General features: G+C 26.8%; 17 protein-coding genes and 1 riboswitch. Of the genes, 15 read left to right on the top strand and 2 right to left on the bottom strand.

The window, feature by feature from the left end:
• Window positions 1-74 precede the first annotated feature (74 nt).
• The gene (locus Q0F58_RS11270) at window positions 75-212 is read left to right on the top strand and encodes an HAD hydrolase family protein (protein WP_367118175.1); all 138 of its coding nucleotides are present in this window, start codon (window positions 75-77) and stop codon (window positions 210-212) included.
• A 326-nt stretch (window positions 213-538) separates the two neighbouring features.
• Here Q0F58_RS11270 and Q0F58_RS11265 read toward each other — a convergent pair whose 3' ends face one another.
• A complete protein-coding gene (locus Q0F58_RS11265) occupies window positions 539-1360 on the bottom strand; it encodes a nitroreductase family protein (RefSeq protein ID WP_294376458.1) in 822 nt (273 codons plus the stop codon).
• 507 nt (window positions 1361-1867) lie between these two features.
• On the opposite strand from Q0F58_RS11265, the gene Q0F58_RS11260 reads away from it, so the two are divergent.
• From Q0F58_RS11260 to Q0F58_RS11195, 14 genes are all read left to right on the top strand, one after another.
• On the top strand, window positions 1868-3049 hold the full coding sequence (locus Q0F58_RS11260; RefSeq protein ID WP_294376455.1) for a M20 family metallopeptidase: 1182 nt from the start codon (window positions 1868-1870) through the stop codon (window positions 3047-3049).
• Between the two features lie 331 nt (window positions 3050-3380).
• Entirely contained in the window at window positions 3381-4034 is a 654-nt protein-coding gene (locus Q0F58_RS11255) for a DedA family protein (RefSeq protein WP_294376452.1), read from the top strand.
• Window positions 4035-4308: 274 nt separating this feature from the next.
• On the top strand, window positions 4309-5538 hold the full coding sequence (locus Q0F58_RS11250) for a hypothetical protein (protein ID WP_294376449.1): 1230 nt from the start codon (window positions 4309-4311) through the stop codon (window positions 5536-5538).
• 194 nt (window positions 5539-5732) lie between these two features.
• Window positions 5733-6785: a PocR ligand-binding domain-containing protein gene (locus Q0F58_RS11245; protein ID WP_294376446.1), complete on the top strand. Its 1053-nt coding sequence runs from the start codon at window positions 5733-5735 to the stop codon at window positions 6783-6785.
• Window positions 6786-6884: 99 nt separating this feature from the next.
• Window positions 6885-6969: riboswitch (cyclic di-GMP riboswitch) on the top strand.
• Between the two features lie 175 nt (window positions 6970-7144).
• Window positions 7145-8203, top strand: coding sequence for an HD-GYP domain-containing protein (locus Q0F58_RS11240; protein WP_294376443.1), 1059 nt, complete (start codon window positions 7145-7147; stop codon window positions 8201-8203).
• 129 nt (window positions 8204-8332) lie between these two features.
• Window positions 8333-9310, top strand: coding sequence for a LacI family DNA-binding transcriptional regulator (locus tag Q0F58_RS11235; RefSeq protein WP_294376438.1), 978 nt, complete (start codon window positions 8333-8335; stop codon window positions 9308-9310).
• A gap of 186 nt (window positions 9311-9496) precedes the next feature.
• Window positions 9497-10930 (top strand): sucrose-specific PTS transporter subunit IIBC, encoded by a 1434-nt coding sequence (locus Q0F58_RS11230; protein ID WP_294376436.1) that lies wholly within the window; start codon window positions 9497-9499, stop codon window positions 10928-10930.
• 67 nt (window positions 10931-10997) lie between these two features.
• Complete coding sequence (locus tag Q0F58_RS11225; RefSeq protein ID WP_294376434.1) at window positions 10998-12473, top strand: sucrose-6-phosphate hydrolase; 1476 nt, start codon at window positions 10998-11000, stop codon at window positions 12471-12473.
• 95 nt (window positions 12474-12568) lie between these two features.
• Window positions 12569-13066, top strand: coding sequence for a flavin reductase family protein (locus tag Q0F58_RS11220; RefSeq protein ID WP_294376432.1), 498 nt, complete (start codon window positions 12569-12571; stop codon window positions 13064-13066).
• 136 nt (window positions 13067-13202) lie between these two features.
• Window positions 13203-14096, top strand: coding sequence for a DMT family transporter (locus tag Q0F58_RS11215; RefSeq protein WP_294376431.1), 894 nt, complete (start codon window positions 13203-13205; stop codon window positions 14094-14096).
• Window positions 14097-14259: 163 nt separating this feature from the next.
• Window positions 14260-15711 carry a SpoIIE family protein phosphatase gene (locus Q0F58_RS11210; protein ID WP_294376427.1) on the top strand — a complete coding sequence of 484 codons (1452 nt, stop codon included), beginning with the start codon at window positions 14260-14262 and terminating at the stop codon, window positions 15709-15711.
• Between the two features lie 165 nt (window positions 15712-15876).
• Window positions 15877-16260 carry an ATP-binding protein gene (locus Q0F58_RS11205; RefSeq protein WP_294376422.1) on the top strand — a complete coding sequence of 128 codons (384 nt, stop codon included), beginning with the start codon at window positions 15877-15879 and terminating at the stop codon, window positions 16258-16260.
• 58 nt (window positions 16261-16318) lie between these two features.
• Window positions 16319-16588, top strand: coding sequence for an STAS domain-containing protein (locus Q0F58_RS11200; protein ID WP_294376462.1), 270 nt, complete (start codon window positions 16319-16321; stop codon window positions 16586-16588).
• An 88-nt stretch (window positions 16589-16676) separates the two neighbouring features.
• The gene (locus Q0F58_RS11195) at window positions 16677-18104 is read left to right on the top strand and encodes a SpoIIE family protein phosphatase (protein ID WP_294376419.1); all 1428 of its coding nucleotides are present in this window, start codon (window positions 16677-16679) and stop codon (window positions 18102-18104) included.
• Between the two features lie 111 nt (window positions 18105-18215).
• Here the strand turns inward: Q0F58_RS11195 and Q0F58_RS11190 are convergent.
• Window positions 18216-19156, bottom strand: a 941-nt coding sequence (locus Q0F58_RS11190) for a sensor histidine kinase (RefSeq protein ID WP_294376416.1), incomplete at its 5' end; no start/stop codon positions are given.

Here is a 19156-nt window from a genome sequence, read left to right as displayed (position 1 = left end):
CTATATGACTCCAGTTGAGTATAGACTTGCAAATATGACCGAATAAAAAATGTATTAAAAAGTGTTGACAATCCATAGAGGCAATAAAAAAAGCAGGGTTATCTATTGCTATGGGAAATGCTAATGAAAATATTAAACAGCTAGCAGATGTGATCGTATCTGATAATGATCATGATGGTTGTGCAGAAGCTATTGAAAAATTTTTATTATAAAAGTTTATTCTTTAATTAATCTAAGATTATATAAAGAATAGAATATCTTTTATAGAAAATATTGACTCAGGCTCAGAATAGATTCAATAGCAGTTAATATAATACTATTACTATATATTATATTTCTGTTTACTGCATTAGGTTAATAGGATAAGATTTGAACCATAATTTTAATTTGGTAATATTGAGTGTTTGAATATAAAGGCAATAAGAAGTCTTTTAAATAGTATGCTTATTTAAAGGACTTCTTAATTTTATGTAATAATGATTTTTATTTTGTTATCTTCATAAGAAAAATATAATGATTGAGGAGTTTGAAGTGTTAGTTATTTCCAATCAATGCAAGCTTTTTTTCTTGGAACAGTTCTCTTATATTTAACATCTGGATATCCAATAGCAAGGCATGAAATAAGGTGAGTACTGTTTTCAAGGCCTAAGAAGTTCATTATATCTTTATTATCTTGAGATGCAATTACAGCAAAGCCATTAAAGAAAGTTCCAAGACCTAATGTTTCAACCATATTTGCCATATTAGCAGAAACAAGTCCTCCATTTAATGGAGTCTTAGAAATTACAAAAATAGCAGATGGTGCATTATAGAATAATCTATCATTTGTTATAGGATCATTTTTATATGCATCATACATAGTAACCCACATTTGAGCATATTTCTTTAAATATTCTGTTTCAGGAGTCATATTAGCTAAAATATATTCTCCTTTTCTCTTTAAACTTTCATAAGCTAAGTTTTTAAATTCATTCATTTTTTCATTAAGAACTACATAGGATACATCTTGACTATTAATAGTTGTTTGAGTAAATCTTCCAGCATCTATGATTTCAACAAGCATATCTTTTTCTACTTTTTTATTTTTAAATCTTCTTGTACTTCTTCTAAATTTTAATGCATTTAGATAATTCTCTGAGTTTATAGTAAATGTTTCTTTGTCGTATTCTTTTACTTCATTCATATCATAGTCATCTGTAGATACTGCATTTACTGGGCATATTGCAATACAGTGACCACATTTCATACATCCATCATTATTTATTTCAGCTTTATTGTCTACAAGTGATATAGTTTTAGTTGGACAATCTTGTATACATTGAGTACATTCCACACATTTTTCTTTGTTAACTTTAAACATTTAGAAATCTCCTTTCATTCAAACACGATTATAAATACGATTTTAATATATTTATAATTAAAATCGTAGACTATATTTACTAATTATATAAGTATTTATTATACTTTGTCCAATTGAAATGATTCGTATATTTATAATTAAAAGTTATAAATGGATATTAGTGGTGTGTATATAAAATGTGAGAAAATCAATAATTTATTACTAGTATTTTGAACAGTTTTAGGTTCTATTTTATGGAATACTGGTTAATAAAACATTATTAAAGATAGTTTAAGTTATAAAAAATATAAGTAGTAAATTAATAATGGTACAACATATTTGTAAAATTTACATTATAAATACATATATCAGAATTGTTTGTGGTAAAATATATAAACATTAAAAATATCTTTTTAATGGAAGTAGAATGCAATATTTTTAAATGATAAAATATTATATTATACTAAATAAATATTTTAGAGAAAATAAATTTAATTTATGAACAAAATAAACAAATGAGGTGTTTTTATGGATGGTATTATGGAACAGGCTAAAGTAATTAAAAAGGAATTAATAGATATTAGAAGAACAATTCACAGCAATCCTGAAGTAGGAGCTGTCTTGCCTAAAACTAAAACTTATGTAATTAATAAATTAAAGGAATTTGGATATGAACCAGAAGAAATATGTGAAAGCGGAATAGTTGCTACGATTAGAGGAAATAAGCCAGGAAAAACATTTTTATTAAGAGCAGACATGGATGCACTTCCAGGAACTGAAACAGCAGCATGTGATTTTAAATCAACTAATGGAGCTATGCATGCATGTGGACATGATATGCATACAACTATGCTTTTAGGCGCTGCTAAGCTTTTGAAACAGAATCAAGAAGAAATAAAAGGAACAGTTAAACTTGTGTTTCAGCCAGATGAAGAAGGATTTACAGGTTCTAAGAAAATGATAAAAGCAGGAGTGCTTAAAAATCCTGATGTAGATGCAGCTATGGCAATGCATGTTAATTCTGGAACTCCTTCAAATATGGTGTTATGTGGCTTAGGAATAACTATAGCAGGGTGTAACAGATTTAGAATAATAGTAAAGGGAACAGGATGTCATGGAGCTATGCCAGAGTTAGGAGTAGATCCAATAAATATAGCAGCACATATATATCTATCACTACAAGAGATAACTTCAAGAGAAATATCTGCTACTAAACCTGCAGTTATAACAATAGGGAAATTTGTAGGGGGAGAAGCACCAAATGTAATACCAGAACAGGTTATAATGGAAGGAACAATAAGAAGTTTAGATAAGGAAATAGGAGAAAATATATTCAAGAGAATGAATGATATAGTAGTATCTACAGCTAAAATGTTTAGAGGAGAAGCAGAATTAATAGAATTAGCTTCAGCACCGCCATTAGCCAATACTAAAAATTTAGCTGAAGAAATTACAACTTCTTTAAAAGAACTTCTTGGTGAAAAATCTGTAGTTGTATTTGAAGGAGGTGGAATGGGTTCAGAAGATTTTGCATCATACTCATATGAAGTTCCAAGCGTTTATATTATGCTTGGTGCTGGCACCAAAGAGGAAAATCCTTTATATGGAGAAGCTATGCATAATCCAAAGGTAGTATTTAATGAGGATATTCTTGTTACAGGAGCTGCTATACATACTTATTCCGCTATTACATGGTTAAAAAACAATTGATATTATATTTATGCTTCAATTTAAAAAATAAAGAATTAAACAAAAAGAACTTATAAAAATTAAAGTTTTTATAGGTTCTTTCAGTATATTTTCAAAAAATAGTATATGTTAATTTTTCATTTGTAGATATTACATAATCTCCATTTTTAGCATGATCATATTTTTTATTACTGATTTGTTAATACATTTGTTTTTATTTTTAATAAAAAACTAATTTAGAATAACAGTTTTTCTATATTGTATAAATTATTAAATTTTTAAGATTTGATTGGACAGAAATGCAAAATGTAGGTTATACTAAAAATAGAAAATACTGGAGGAGGATTGTATAGTGGATACATTGAGTTATGTTATAGACATATTTTTTCATGTTGACAATTATCTTGGAGCATTAATAAATAATTATGGTTTTGAAACATATCTTATATTATTTTCAATTATATTTTTAGAGACTGGTTTGGTAGTAACGCCATTTTTGCCAGGAGATTCATTGATATTTGCAGCAGCAACATTTGCAGCTATAGGAATGTTTAATATTTATATACTTGTGGGTGTATTATGTGCAGCTGCAATTTTAGGGGATACTGTGAATTATGAAATAGGAAGAATATTTGGAAATAAAATGATTAAAATTGGAAATGGAAAACTCATAAAACAAGAACATTTAGATAAAACAAATAAATTTTATGAGAAATATGGAGGAAAGACAATAATTTTTGCAAGATTTATTCCAATAGTGAGGACTTTGGCACCATTTGTAGCTGGTATAGGGAAAATGCATTATAGAAATTTTATATCATTTAATGCAATAGGCGGCATACTTTGGGTTTTAATTGTATCAAGTCTTGGATATTTCTTTGGGAATATTCCAATAGTTAAAAATAATTTTACAATTGTCATAATGGCAATAATATTTATATCAATAACACCAGCTGTAATTGGTTTTATGAAAAATAAATTTAGTACTGGTGTTTCGGAAATATAGATATATTGGAATATTAACAGTGTATAATTCAAGATGAATGATGAAATCTTTGATATATCTAAAAAATTCAATAAATATTGTAATATTAAGTTTATATTTATAAGAAAACTATAAATTTTACTGTTTATTTATGTAATAACAATAGGTTTATGGTTTTTTTATTTTTAATAAATATTTTATTATTGGTTGTTGTAATTTTGTTATAAATGTATATTATTAAGAAAATAAGGGGTGAGAATATCGTATCCAATTTGAAAAAGGGGAAGATAAATATATGTTGAAGGATTTGGTATTGATAAATAATAAAATAAAGATAATATTCATATGTTGTATATTATTTACTGTTATGGTTGGATGTTCAACAAAACCAGTTTATTATTCTAAAAGTGAAGTTAAGAATTATGTTAAAGATGTTTTTGGAAAAGAATATAAAATGGTAGATTCTAAAAGTTATGAAGATCAAGATGATGAAGAGAAAAATATGATATATGAATACATATTTGAAAATAAGCAAGGAAATAAATTTTCAGTATATGCAAAAACTTATCATATAGGCATTGATGCTAGTACAACAGCTTTTTATGATAAAAGCATATCTGATGATTATATTAGAAGTGTGTATTTAGAAAAAGAATATGAATTAAAAGAGATTTCTGAAAAAAGCAGCTTACAAATTGATATAAATGAAACTCCCTATATCAATATTCATGTAGATAATTATAATCAATTAAAAGAAGCGGGGAAAATCGTTTCAGATATAGATGCTGCTATGGATTTAAAATATAATTATAATAATGCTGATAAATCAAATGATTACTTTTCGATTTATTTATACTATTCACATGATTTCAATGGGGAAACAGAAGAAACAGAAATTGGATCAATTTATCTTACTAATAATGAAAAAGAAAGATGGACAGATACTGAAGCATATGAAGAATTAGAACGTCTTTTTGTATCAAAAGCTAAAAAAGAAAATAATGAAGGTTATAATATTCCAGAATCACTATGGTATAAGTATCCTGCAAGTACAATACACCTTACATCAATTAATGATAATGTTCTACCAGAAAATGAAAGCTTTAAATTTTTATATGATGAAGAAAATAGTTTTTACTGGATTTATAATCTTGATCCATGTCAGGATTTTCAGGGGTTTCCTTATCTTTATACTAATAAAGGTAAATTTAGATATCTAGTAGAAATGTTAGGTGGAACTTATGAGTCAAATGACTGGACAGCAACATGGAATATAGGTGAAGATACATGGAATGCAGAATTAAAAACTCATATGAAAAATGATTCGAATTATTTCTTTGATGATTTTATAGTATTTTGTAATGGCAAAAAGCTAAAATTATCAGATTCACCAAAATGTAAGAAAAATGGAACAATATCTGGGAGAGCATTTACTATAGAAGATTTAGAACTTTTATTAAATGTTGATATTTATGTTGATCAAAGTGATTTTACAGCTAAAATGGTACTAAATAATAAATATTGAAATAATTTAAAAAAAATTATTAAATAATAATCTACAAAATTAAATTTCAAATAAATTGTAGCGATAAATTAGTATAGAATTATAAAAAGGCATATATATGATATAATGTTGAATATTACTAATATGGATGATACAATAAAAAAAGAAGGATATATGGTATTTTGTAAAAAAATGAGAAAATGGGGGAATATATTATGGATGATAACCGTAGGGATATAAAATTGGACACTATTATTGATATAAATATTTTACAAAAAATACAAGATGCTTTTGCAAAAGCTACAGGAATGGCCGCACTTTCAGTTGATCTTGATGGACCTGTTACAACTTTGAGTAATGGAACAGAATTTTGCATGGAATTAAATAGAAAGTGCAAAGAAGGTGCAAGAAGATGTAATCAATGTGACTTAAATGGTGGAAATGAAGCTAATAGAACGAAGAAACCATCAATATATTATTGTCATGCTGGTTTAATGGATTTTGCAGCACCAATTTTAGTTGGAGATAAGCAGATCGGTTCTCTAATTGGTGGACAAGTTTTGCCAGAGCCATATTCAGAAGAAAAAATACGATCAATTGCAAGAGAGCTTGATATTGATGAAGATGTTTATATAAATGCTATATCAAAAATTAACATAGTTCCAAAGGAAAAGATTAATGCAGCAGCAGAATTATTGTTTGTAATAGCAAATACTATTTCTAATATGGGATATCAAAGATATAAAATAAAAAATATTACTTATAATTTATATGATGTTTCTAAAGATATCATAGAAGACATAACATCTTTAAGTGATAATATCAATACAATATTAGATGTTAATAGTTCTTTGGCTGGTAATTTTGATCAATTGCAATCTTCAGCAAATGAATCATCTGTCAGGGTATCTGAAGTTGATGAGGTTGTTAATTATATAAAGGGAATTACAAAGCAGACTAATTTATTAGGATTGAATGCATCTATTGAAGCTGCAAAAGCAAATGAAAGTGGAGCGGGTTTTGAAATAATTGCTAGAGAAATAAGAAAACTATCTCAAACAACAAGAGAGCAGTCTGATAAAATCAGTTCTGTTTTAGAGAAGATAAAATCAAGTATATATAATATGGAAAATCAAATTGAAAATACACATGATAATTTTAAAAATAATAATGAATTAATTTTACAAATTTCAGATATAGTTAATACATTGAATAATACAGAAAAGTCATTGGAAGAATTTAAAACAATGTTAAATGAATTTAATTAATTACAAGTTTATAATTTGAGAATGAAATAAAGAAGACTATATGCAATAAATACAAAAATGTGTGGAAAAAATATGGAAAATATTTTATAATAAAAGCAACAATTTTATAGGCAAGATTTACGAAAGTAAATGACGCAAAGCTATAGGGGCTAAAGAAACATATCTATGCTAGCCAGTTGCTTGAAATCGTATTAACATATGATTTCTTATTCAACATTGTTATATACAAAGTTATGTGGTAAAATTTGTATATAGCTTATTAGTTATAGAAACTATTCTTTAGAGAATAGTTTTTTATTTATTTGAACTTTGTCTGAAAAATATTGAATACGATTATATTTTAAATGGAGGAAATAGTTATGAAAGAAAATATTGTTGATGTAAGTGTACAAGAATTAATATCAGGAATGATAATAGCAAAAGATGTAATTAGAAATGGTACAGTTCTATTAAAAGAAGGAAGTATTGTAAATGAAGAAATTATAGATAGATTAAAAAATACATATTTTTTAGATAAAATACAGGTTCATATATCTACAGATGTGATTGAAAAAAATACTAAAGAAGCTGAAATAAAAAAAGTAGAGCAGGCATTTCAAGAAGTATCTGATAAATTAGGTGATTTATATTCAAAGATAGATATGATGAGTGAGGATAGTATTGGAGATTTAAGAGAATTTGCATGGAAAATACAAAATCAATTTAAAAGCAGTGAACTTGTAATAAATAGTGTTTTATTTCAAGGAAGTGGAGATGACTGTATTTATAGACATGGCGTAAATGTGGCTGCAATAAGTGCATTGATTGGAAAATGGGCAGGACTCAGTCCAGAAAAGGTACATTTACTTATATATTCAGCTTTGTTGCATGATTTTGGAATTACAAAACTTGCAGAGGAGTTTCAAAAAAAACCTGATTTAATACTTGAAAAGGATAATCCAGAAGTAAAGGAGCATGTGAAAATTGCATATAAATGCATAGAATCTCTTTCTTGTTTGGACAAGTCTGTTATATGTGGAGTTTTAATGCATCATGAAAGATGTGATGGCTCAGGATATCCATTTGGATTAAAGAGTGAAAAGATTCACTATTTTGCTAAAATAATAGCTATTGCGGATGAAATTGATGTTTTAAATTCAAATAAGGAAATAAAAGAAAACAAAGGTGTTTTCCACATTCTTAAGGAAATAAAAGAAAAAAGTATTAATCTGTTAGATTATCAATATTCAAAAATTTTTCTTGAACATATATCAAATTTCTATATAGGTGAGGAAGTTAAATTAAGTAATGGTGATGTGGCTAAGATACTTCAAATGAATATTGAAGATATAGAAAATCCATTGCTATTAAAAGATGGAGAATTCATTAATTTAAAAGATAATAAGGATCTTTATATAAAAGAATTGATAATAAAATAAAGATAAAATATATAAATTGAATTATTATATAGTAGGTTTGATATTTATTTAAGAATATTGTATATAGGTTGTGTTTCATATGTTATAATATATGTTAAATTTATAAAAAATATATAGGAGCATGTGAGTATGGTCACAATTAAGGATGTTGCAAAAGAAGCAGGAGTAGCTGTTGGAACAGTTTCTAAAGTTATAAATAACATAGCAGTAAAACCATCAACAAAAATTTTAGTAGAAAATGCAATAAAAAAATTAAACTATGAACCTAATATTTATGCAAGAGGATTGAAAACGAGTAAAACAAATACAGTAGCTTTAATTTTACCTACTATATGGCATCCGTTTTTTAGTGAATTGGCATATAATATTGAAAAGAATCTCAGAAAAGCCGGAATGAAAATGATATTATGCAATTCTGAAAAAGACGCACAGAGTGAAATTGAGTATATATCTATGGCAAAGCAGAATAAGATGGATGGAATTATTGCAATAACATATAGCAATATAGATGAATATGTTACAAATAAGATTCCATTTGTAAGTATAGACCGATATTTTTCTAATGATATTACATATATATCAAGTGATAATTTTAAAGGTGGAAAACTAGCTGCATGTAAATTAAAAGAAGCAGGATGCACTAAATTAGCATATATAGGCCGTGGATCTAAAATAGATAATGCAACAAGAAAAAGAAAAGAAGGTTTTGTAAGTTATTGTATTGAAAATAATATATGTTATGATATATGTGAATCATTTGGAGTAGATATTGAATTTGATATTTTATTGGATACGTTTATTAAGAAAAATTTTGTTAATAATATAAATATAGATGGCGTTTTTGCAGTAACAGATAAATATGCTTTAAATTTTATTAATAAATTAAAGAAATTAAATATTGCTGTTCCAGATGATGTTCAAGTGATTGGATTTGATGGAAGCAGATCATCTGCACAAGATGATTTTTATATTTCTACAATTAGGCAGCCAATTGAAAGTATAGCAGAAGAATCAGTTAAAACGTTAATAGATATAATTGAAAAGAAAAATGTGAAAAAGGAAATAATTTTACCAATCAGTTTTGTAAAAGGAAAAACTACTAAATAATAATATGAAAAACAAAAAAGTTTCTACTTTAAATATAGAGTAGAAGCTTTTTGTTTAAATTTATAAAAAATACTTGACTATTGTTTGAAAACGTATTAATATTTATTTACAACAAAAATGAAACGTTTCACAAAAATAAAAATAGTTATATACAAGATTTATTTTGTATATAAGGGAGAGATAAAAATGAGTAAAAATTACAATCAAATAAGTTCTGAAATATTAGAATATATTGGTGGAAAAGAAAATATTGTAAGTGCAGCACACTGTGCTACAAGATTAAGATTAGTGCTTAAGGATGATAGCAAAGTTAATGTTAAAGCAATTGAAGAAATGCCTATCGTAAAAGGTAACTTCCAAAATTCAGGACAATTCCAAATCATATTAGGTTCTGGAATAGTAAATGAAGTTTATAAGGAACTTGTGAAGATGGCCAATATAAGTGAAGGAAGCAAAGAAGAACTTAAAGCAGAAGCAGATAAGAAACTGAATCCAGTTCAAAGACTAATAAAATCTTTAGCAGATGTATTCGTACCAGTACTTCCAATACTTGTTGCAGCTGGGCTTTTAATGGGGTTAAACAACATATTAACTTCTCAAGGTTTATTTATAGAAGGAAAATCATTAATAGAAGCATATCCACAATTTAAGGATTTAGCTGAAATGATTAATACATTTGCCAGTACAGGATTTGCATTCTTACCAATATTTTTAGGGTTCTCAGCGACTAAAACTTTTGGTGGTAACCCATATTTAGGAGCTTGTATAGGTGCTCTTATGATCCATGGTGATTTATTAAATGGATATAGCTATCCAGCAGCTGTTTTAGATGGAACAGTGCCATACTGGAGTATATTAGGATTCTCTATTGCTAAAGTAGGATATCAAGGAACTGTACTTCCAGTTTTAGCTTCATCTTATGTGTTAGCTAAGACAGAAAAGACATTACATAAAATAATACCTTCAGTATTAGATAACTTATTAACACCATTATTTACTGTGTTTATAACTGGATTATTAACATTCATAGCTATTGGACCTGTTATGAGAATGGCAGGTAATGCAATAACAGTAGGATTATTAGGATTAATCAATACATTAGGACCAATAGGAGGAGCTATATTTGGATTCTTCTATGCACCAATAGTTATTACAGGAATGCATCACAGTTTTACAGCAGTTGAAACTCAATTATTAGCTGACATAGTAAATACAGGAGGATCATTCATATTCCCAGTTGCAGCAATGTCAAATGTTGCTCAAGGTGCAGCAGCTTTAGCTGTTATAATGGTTCTTAAGAACAATGATAAAATGAAGGGGGTAGCTTCAGCATCTGGTATATCAGCATTACTAGGAATAACTGAACCAGCTATATTCGGTGTAAACTTAAAATTACGTTATCCATTCTATGGAGCAATGATAGGTTCAGCAGTTTCATGTGGATATATCATGTTGACAAAAGTTCTTGCATTAGCTCCAGGAGCAGCAGGACTTCCAGGAATTATATCTATAAGACCTGAATCAATGGTTAATTACATTATTGGAATGGTAATATCAATGGGGGTAGCAGTGGTATCAACAGTAATGCTTGCTAAATTCATGAATAAAAAAGAAGCATAATAATAAACAAGTAGGAGGATTAGATTATTCTAATACCTTCTATTTGTAATATAAGGAGAAAATAAAGATGAGAGAATGGACTAGAGAAGAAAGATATAGAACAATATTAGAAGCAACAGATGAAGAAATGAAAAAACTAAAAGAAAAGGTAGACGGATGTCCATATAGACAAAAGTTTCATATCCAGCCTACAACAGGATTATTAAATGATCCAAATGGATTTTCTTATTATAATGGAGAATATCATTTGTTCTATCAATGGTTTCCATTAGGGCCTGTTCATGGAGTAAAGCACTGGTATCATGTATCATCAAAAGATCTTGTTAACTGGAAAGACTGTGGCGTAGGAATAATACCAACAGAATATTTTGAAAGCCATGGTGCATTTTCTGGGACGGGAATGGTGCATGATGATAAATTATATCTTTTCTATACTGGAAATACAAGAAATGAAGAATGGGTAAGACGTCCATACCAATGTCTTGCAATAATGGATTCTGATAATAAAATAATAAAGAAACAAGCTATAATTGAAGAATTGCCAGAAGGTTATACTGATAATTTCAGAGATCCTAAAGTATTTAAAGAAAATGACAAATATTATTGTATTATAGGTGCAGAAAAAAAAGATGGTAATGTAGGAACTATAGTAGTGTATCAATCTGATAATTTATTAAACTGGACTTTTAAAAGTGAAATAAAGGCTGACTTTGAAGAGCGAGGTTTCATGTGTGAATGTCCGGATTATATAAAATTTGAAGATAAGGCAGCATTATTATTCTGTCCTCAAGGATTAAAACCAGAAGGTGATAAATACAATAATATATTCCAGTCAGGATATTTTTTAGGAGATGAAATAGATTTTGATAACTGTGAATTTAATCATGGCGAATTCCAAGAACTAGACAGAGGATTTGATTTTTATGCACCTCAGACTGCAAAATGCATTGATGGAAGATATGTACTTGTTGGATGGATGGGACTTCCTGAAATAGATTATCCAACTGATGAAAATGGATGGGCTCATTGTCTTACACTTCCAAGAGAAATAAGTTTATGCAATGATAAATTGATTCAAAAACCAGTAAGAGAGCTTAAAAAATTAAGAAAGTCAGAAAGAATTGAAAAATATATTCTTGATAATATGGAAGTTGATGTAGAAGGATTCAAAGAAACTATATATGAAGTGGAATGTGAGTTTAAAAATATTAAAGGAAGGAATATTGGAATCAAATTAAGAAAAGGTCAACAAGAAGAAACCTTATTCTATTATGATATAGAGAATAAAAAACTTATTTTAGATAGAAGCAGGTCAGGAATATCTTTTGCAGAACAATACGGGACTAAAAGAAAGTGCAGTTATGACAGTCAAAATCTCAAACTACAGATTTTTGTAGATACTTCATCAGTAGAGATCTTTGTAAATGATGGTGAGGAAGTGTTTACAGGAAGAATTTTCACCAAAAAATCAAGTGATGGAATAAGTGTTTTTGCAGAAGGTTATGGAAAAGCAGAACTTAAAATTTGGACTCTGAATATATAAAGACTAAATAATATCATACTTAATTGTTAAATTATAGATTATTAAGTATAATGATATTAGAATTTTAAAATATATAAATTTGGAGGAATTAATCAATGAAAGAAATTACATGTGAAGCATTAAACGAAAATATGTTTAAAATGATAGGAAAAGACTGGATGTTAATCAGTGCTGAAAAGGATGGAAAAACAAACACAATGACAGCTTCATGGGGAGGAGCAGGAGTTTTATGGAATAAAAATGTTGCATATATTTTTATAAGACCTCAAAGATATACAAAAGAATTTATTGATTCATCAGATAGACTTTCTATATGTGTTCTTCCTGAAAAGTACAGAAAGGAATTATCATATTTAGGAAGAGTCTCAGGAAGAGATGAAGATAAAATATCTAATGCTGGTTTGAATGTGAAAAAATATGACAATGTTCCATATTTTGATGAAGCAAGGTTAACATTTATATGTAAAAAACTTTATGCACAAGAATTGAAAGAAGATTGCTTTATTGAAACTGATTTAATAGATAAATGCTATTCTCAGAAAGATTATCATACAATGTATGTTGTTGAGATTGAAAAAATATTAGAAAAGTAGAAGTATCACATTTTTCATTGGAATGATTTAATATAAGTAATCATTCCAATTTTTTTATAAATATATTTTGATATGTTTATAATATTGAAAAATATATTAATTATTATAAGTTTTATATCTAAAGAGGAGAAATTTTATGAACAATTCACTAAGATTAAAGGGAATATTTTTGGTTATATTTGCAGCATTATGCTGGGGAGTTTCTGGAACTGTAGCTCAATATTTGTTTCAAAGTGAGCAATTTACAACAGAATGGATGGTAGTTGTAAGAATGATTTCTGCTGGAATACTTCTTTTGCTTATAGGAGTATTAAAAGGAGAGAAAAGTGTATTTAAAATATGGAAAACAAGAAGTGATGCTTTTAGGCTTATTTTGTTTGGGGTTTTAGGAATGCTTGGAGTTCAGTATACATATTTTGCAGCAATAAATCATGGTAATGCTGCGACAGCAACAATACTTCAATATTTAGCACCTATAATAATAACTATTTATTTATCCATAAGCAATAGAACTTTACCCAATTTTAAACAGGTATTTTGTATGTGTATGGCTCTAATGGGAACTTTTTTGATTATTACAAAAGGAAGTATTAGTAATCTTTCAATTTCTTATCTCGCTATTTTTTGGGGAATTGCATCTGCATTTGCCAGTGCCCTATACACATTGCAGCCAATCTCATTATTAGAGAGATATGGATCAATATGTGTTGTAGGATGGGGAATGCTTATTGGAGGCATTGCATTGAGTTTTATTTATCCTCCATTTGATTGTACAGGCATTTGGGAAATTAAATCTGTTGCTGCAATTATTTTTGTGATTTTATTTGGAACTTTAAGTTCATTTTATTGTTATCTGGAGAGTTTGAAATATATAAGACCATATGAAGCAAGTATTTTAGGATGTATAGAACCATTATCAGCATCATTTCTTTCAATAATATTCTTAAATGTAAGATTCAGTTTTATACAATGGATTGGGGCATTGTGTATAATTGTTACAGTTACTATACTTTCAGTTATCCGTAGATAAATAATTAATGAACTTTATCTTAATAATATTTATAAAAGATTTGTAAATATTATGGTAATAATGTTAAGATTATTGTATAGAACTCATTAAAAATTAGAATTAATATAAATGATAAAGTTTTAAATAACAGTATTGAAATATGTAAGTTATTTGAAATTTTGATATGAAAGGAATATTAAGCATGATAAACAGCCATGTTAATATGTTAGATGAAGATGATTTAAAACAGATATTGAATAGAATTCCAGATATAATTAAAATTTATGATTTGAATCATAATATCTGTTTTTTAAATGAAATTGGAGAAAAAATGTATGGAAAAACTTTTGATGAAATGAAAGAAGATAAAAGTTGTAAGAATACATTAACCAGTGAAGAAAAGTGTACACAGTTTATTATAGATAGAGTTATAGAAGAAAAAAAAGCTATAAAACAAGAAAAATATATTTCAGAATTAGATAAAATTATGGATTGCTGCTATACTCCTATTTATAATAATGATGGAAAATTAAAGTTTGTATTAGAACGGCTCACTGATATTACAGAAAAGAAGAGGCTGAGTATAGAATTAGAGAGAGATAACAGAAAATATAAAAAAATAATTAATGATCTTCCAGATGCACTTATGATAGTTGAAAATGAAATAATAGTTCAAGCAAATAATAAAATATGTGATTTCATTGGAAAAAGTTATGATGAAATAATAAATACCAATATTTTTGATTATTGCGGAGAAAAATATAAATTTCAGTTAAAGAAAAAAATGAAGGATTTAATAAAAAACAAAAAAGTCTGCGATATATTTGATTGTGAATATAAAAATTCAAAGGGAAGTATAAAATTTCTTCAGATGGTCACTAGTTATTTAGAGTATGGTGGAAGGCCTGCTATGTTTATATTATTTCGTGATAGTACTGAAGTTAAAGTAGAGTTGAAAAAAGCTGCATTATTTCAAAGGAATTCACTTCAAAAGGCTATTGAATCCAATAAGTTTGTAGATATAGAGAGAATATATGTGCCTGCTAATATTATAAGTGGTGATTTTTTTAGAACATGCAAGATAGACAATGAGAATATTGTAGGAATAGTAATAGATGTAAAAGGAAAAGGTATCAGTGCAGCTTTGAGCACTTCTGCTATTGATATATTGTTTCTTCAAGAAATAGGAAAAAGTATAGACCCGCTTACAATAGTAAAAAATCTAAATGAAAAGCTTGTAAAATATTATGGAGATACATATATTGCAGTATGTGTATTCAGCATGAACTTTAACAAAAAACAATTAAAAGTTGTTGGAGCGGGAATAAATAGATTTTTATATAAACCTGTACATGATAATACTTGTGAGAAAATTGTAAAAGGACCTTTTTTAGGAATGTTTGAAGATAGTGAGTTTGACGAAGAAACAATTCATTTTAAAAGTGGCGATAAAATAATTTTATTTACAGATGGATTTGACTTTGTGTTAGAAGAAAAACCTTCTGTCAAGCAAGATATAGATAATGGAGACATGAAAAAATTGAAAGATGATGTAGTAGAATATTTCCAAGATGAATTTTTGGAAAATGGAAAACTTAAAGATGACTGTACAATGTTATTAATAGAAATAAAATAATATATTAAAATTTCTGATATTTTTAGAAAAATGCAATACTTATTGAAAAATATTGCAAAAAATGGGATAATTAAAATTGAAAATAAAGTTTAAATTTGTTACAAAGTAATAATTGAAATTCATTATTTTAACAAAAGTGATAAGGTGATGAAAGAAGGGGTTGAAATGGAGAATGTAAAAGGTGAATTGATTTTATATGGCATAGAAAATATAAATGAAAATCTAGATAATATAGTTGGCTCTTTAGGGCTGAAAGATAGTATTTTCGAAGTTAAACTTATTATTTCAGAAGCTATAACAAATGCATTTATCCATGGCAATAATAGTGATAAAACAAAACCTATAAATGTTAAATGGGATATGAATGGAAATAATTTATGCATACAAGTAAAAGATTGTGGAAGAGATAATAAGGATTTTGAAATAGATACAGATATTGATAATAGTGATTTTTTATCAGAAAGTGGACGAGGATTATTTATAATTTCATCATATGCTGATGAAGTTGAATTTAAAGAAAATACATTAATAATGAAAAAAGTTGTTTGAATTTAGAATATAAAATAATACAAAAAATTTAAAGGTATGAGGTGAGGGAATGAATAGTATGACATTAAGTATATCTAAAAATTTTACAGTTGAAGAAGTATCAGAATTTAGAAGTGCTGTTAATAAATTAATAGAGGAAGGAACTATTAATTTCATCTTTGATTTTACTGAATGTGAATTTATTGATAGTACAGGACTTGGAGTTCTTGTATCGATTTACAAAAAATGTGCTGAAAAGAATGGAAATATAAAATTGAGAAACATGGATGTTAAGGTTAAAAAGTTGTTTGAACTTACAAGGCTGGATAGAGTTTTTGAAATATATTAAAAAATTTTAAGAAATTATAAAAAGCAGACAGAACTATTCATTAGAAAATGTCTGTTTTTTATTATAAACATGAGGAGAATTTTCAAATATGAATGAAAAAGATTGTATACTAGAAAAAAGTGACTTGGAAGAAATCTTAAATAAAATACCTGATATAATAAAGGTTCATAATCCAGATCATACAATATGTTTTTTTAATGAAGCAGGATCTAAATTTTATAGAAAAACTCTTGATCAAGTAGAAGGACATAAGTGTTATGAAGCTTTAGATAGAACTGAGCCATGTAAAGAATGTGCATTTGCACAAGCTGTAAATCAAAAAGAAATAATATGTCAGGAAAGATATATTCCAGAACTCGATAAAATAATGGATATTTGTTATAATCCTATTTTTGACAAGAATGGGAAGTTGAAATTTGTAGTAGAAAGATTAACAGATATTACTGAAAAAAAGCTTTTAAGCAGAGCACTTTTAAGAGATAATGATAAGTATAAGCAGGTTATAAATAACCTTCCAGATGCTCTTGCAATAGTGAAGGATGGAATAATAATACAAGTTAATAATCTTATGTGCAAATTTTTTGGCAAAAGTTATGAAGAGGTTATTAATTCTAAAGTTTGGTCATATTGCTCTCCTCAATATTTAAAGGCATTTCAAAGAAAAGTTTATCATGTTATAAAGAATAAAAAGTTATGCGAAATTTTCAATTCAGAATATAGGAAATCTAATGGAGATATAATTTATATTCAAATGGTCACAGGATATATGGAATATGATAGAGGGCCTGCTGTGTATTTGTTATTTAGAGACAATACAAAAATAAAAAATGAATTAAAGACAGCGGCTGCATTACAAAAAAATTCATTAAATAATAATTTTAAATCAAATCAATATATAAATATAGAAAGAATATATGTGCCTGCAAATATAATTAGTGGAGATTTTTATAGAGTTTGTAAAATAGATGATGAACATATTGTAGGAGCTATAGCAGATGTAAGGGGAAAGGGAATAAATGCAGCGTTAAGTGTTTCTGCAATTGATATATTATTTATGCAGGAGATAGGACATACTTTTGACTTGAAAAAAGTAATAGAAAATTTGAATGAAAAACTTGTGACATATTATGATAAAACACACATTGCAGTATGTGCTTTTAGTTTAGATTTCTCCAAAAAGGAATTAAAAGTAGTTGGTGCCGGAATTAACAAATTTTTATATAAACCAGCTCATAAAGATATTAGAGAAGAAATTCTAAAAGGATCTTTTTTAGGAATGTTTAAAGACAGTAAGTTTGAAGAAAAAAGTATATACTTTAATAAGGGTGATAAAGTATTTTTATTTACACATGGGTTTGATATTATTTTAAAAAAAGAAAAATCCATAAAAGAATCTTTAAATGATGATGAAATTGAACAAATAAAATCTAATATTTATGACTATCTTCAAGATGAGCTTGTTGATTATGGAAAATTGAAAGATGATTGTACAATGCTAGCAATTAATATAAAATAAATGAAAAAGCATGAGAACATAATTAAATTGTTGTCATGCTTTTTGTATTTTATTATCATTTTTAGAAATAATAACAAAGTTCTTGATCGGATAATTTTTACAAAACATAACTCAATATATTGGAAACAATATTGAAACTTCAAAAAATTCATCTTCATTATTTAGATTAAATTTAATAATACCATTATACTTAGAAACTAATTTTTTTATTGAAGGAATTCCAATCCCTTCTTTATTAATTCTTTTTGAAGAAAGAAAACTATTATCAACTACTATCGGTTCAATGGCATAGGTATTGTCAAATGTGATGGAAAGCTGATTAGAATATTTTTGGGCACTTATCTTTATAATACGATCTTTTGATTTTATTTTTTCACATGCTTCAATTGCATTTGTAAATAAATTTCCTATTAAAACACATAAATCAGGATTTGATATATTTAGATTTTTGGGAATATTGAAATTTTTTATATCTACAGTTATTTCTTTTTCATATGCTATATTTACATAGTAACTTATTAGTACATTAATTGCATCATTTTCACAAAATATCATTTCTTTAAATGATGGAAGCTCTTTTGCATAATTTTCAATATATTCTTTTAATTTTTCAAAATCATTTCCTTCTAAAAATGTTTTTATTACAAGTATATGATTTTTTAGATTATGACGCATTTTTCGTGTATTATATATATTTTCAGTGACAAGACTATAATAACTTTTCTGCATTTCTATTTGTGTATTAAGCTTTTTGTTTTTAATATATATATCTGAAAAGGTCAGCATTAATATAATCCCTATTATAAATATTAAGATAAAACCACTTATTTCATAAAACCAAGAAAAATGTATTGGTTCAAATAATTTATAGATTCTATCAGCAAGAAATGATGTTGCAACTACACAGAAGCCACTTAAAAGCAACATGGAATATTTAATATTGTTAAATACTGCGGAAAAGGTTGTAATAATTAAATATAAAAAAATAGAGTATTTATAAAATGAAAGTAAAGATGAATACAATTTTAAAGTAGTTTGGTTAATGCATATTA

The organism is uncultured Clostridium sp. (assembly GCF_934754915.1).
Classification (GTDB): Bacteria; Bacillota; Clostridia; order Clostridiales; family Clostridiaceae; genus Clostridium.
This window is presented reverse-complemented; position numbering and strand designations above follow the sequence as displayed.